We start from the raw sequence: 1687 nt of genomic DNA, 5'->3' as shown, positions 1-1687 counted from the left end.
AGGTTGGCGTGATGACAGAGGAAGCGGCTCTGATGTGTTCCAGTGTGAATTCAAAGTTAGCTTCCTGAGCCGGGGTGGCACTGGTCAATGCCTGCTGGAGAAATTCGTAGTATGAAAGCGCACGCACAGCCAGTTTGTCTTCGTCTGTAAGCATCATCGGTTGATCTTTGTTAACTCCGGCATCGTACCGTGTAACAAACTCCTCCAGCAGTACCATCTGCCTGCTTCGAATGGCGTATTGATAGCCTTTGATATTGTCTTTTTGAATCCATGTTGTAGCAGGGGCGGGGGTATTACCCTCAGCTTCGACCCAGAGTTTATAGAGGTTTTCTACAAAAGCGATATCATCGGGATTTGGCTTCTGACCATGAAAAACAATAATCTCCCCCGGAGCTTCTGCTACTATCAGCTTTGGATAACCTGCAGGCACAGGATAAAGCGCTGTCTCGTCCTCTGCGTATGCAACATGGCCGACGGGTTTGCTGTGTGCCGACCGTTCATTAACAACTTGCTGTTGTAAGTCCCCGGCGACAACGTAGCCGATGGGTTTGCAGTGTGCCAACAGTTCGTCAAGAGCCTGCTGTTGTAAATCCTCTCCAAGAAGATGAACCTGGATATAGGCAGAGGTGGCTGCCGCCAGAAGTGCCTCATCATTGACAAAGAGTGATTGACCCAGTTGCTGCAGTTCAGGGGGCTGATCGCCCGAAGCGATAAGACGCATGAAGGTACGCCCATTCACGGCAACTTTTTCAACTTCAATGGTGGCAAGGGGAACATAGTGATCGTCTGCGCCGAGGCTTCCTGCCAGGGTAGCGACAATGTCCAGCACGTCAGCCAGTTCTCCGGGTCCGGCGATTTTCGTCATCGGTTCTAATGACAGAATGCCACTTGATTGACCACGAACAACCCTGACTACGTCCTTATCAGTCATTCCGCCTCTGACTTCAATGACCAGTTTCTTTTCTGCAAGGTTATGAGTGAACCTGAAGACACCCTCATCGCCCACGTACAGGTCTTTGGTGTATTTCTGAGCAACGCCATTCTTGTCTGTTTCAAACTGATCAACACTGGAAACGGCACCGTCAATACCATAAAGAATTTCTGTAAAGCTCAAGGGAAGGGTAGAGTCCTCATTTTTCAGAGGCCGATAATTGTAGGTGGTTGTAAAGGATTTAGGTATTGGCTGCTCGTCAAGATCTAAAGTTGGCCGAACCATGACCTCACTCTGGGTAAACTCCGCATGTCCATTGTCCAGAATATCAGCAGATTTTATCTGCAGCTTGCGAGCGGCCAGTGCCTGTGTACTTAGGATGGAAGAGCTGATGGCAATGGCCACTGCAAGGCTCAATGCATTAGGACGAGCATTTCTCATTCTATTACCTCAGAGTTGAGCACTTTTATTAACGTGGAAGTTGATTGCCACACCGGGCGAAGAAGCGACTTTTAACTGTTCATGGCTGTTAATCGCCCATGGTTGCTCCGGTAGGCTGCCGAGTGAATTTAGTTCACGGTGGCAAAACCGGTAAGCTATTGAGCGAATTTAATGAACAGTGGCAAAGTTCAGTGCCAATAAAATATAGACCCGGTGGCTCTGCTATTACCGCTGTTCTGCCATTCGTAGAAGGTACCCAGAGTGTAAGAGTAAGGAATACTGTCTGCGTGGGAGAATGACCATTTAGGTACATTG

Annotated in this window: 1 protein-coding gene; it reads right to left on the bottom strand. The window is 48.7% G+C overall.

Annotation, left to right across the window (positions count from 1 at the left end; all coding sequences use genetic code 11):
- A partial coding sequence (locus KDK19_RS19400) for a hypothetical protein (RefSeq protein ID WP_257292666.1) occupies positions 1-1372 on the bottom strand: 1372 nt, incomplete at its 3' end.
- Between the last annotated feature and the right edge of the window lie 315 nt (positions 1373-1687).

The sequence above is a fragment of the Endozoicomonas sp. ONNA1 genome, from assembly GCF_024606325.1.
In the GTDB taxonomy this organism is placed as follows: domain Bacteria; phylum Pseudomonadota; class Gammaproteobacteria; order Pseudomonadales; family Endozoicomonadaceae; genus Endozoicomonas_A.
This window is presented reverse-complemented; position numbering and strand designations above follow the sequence as displayed.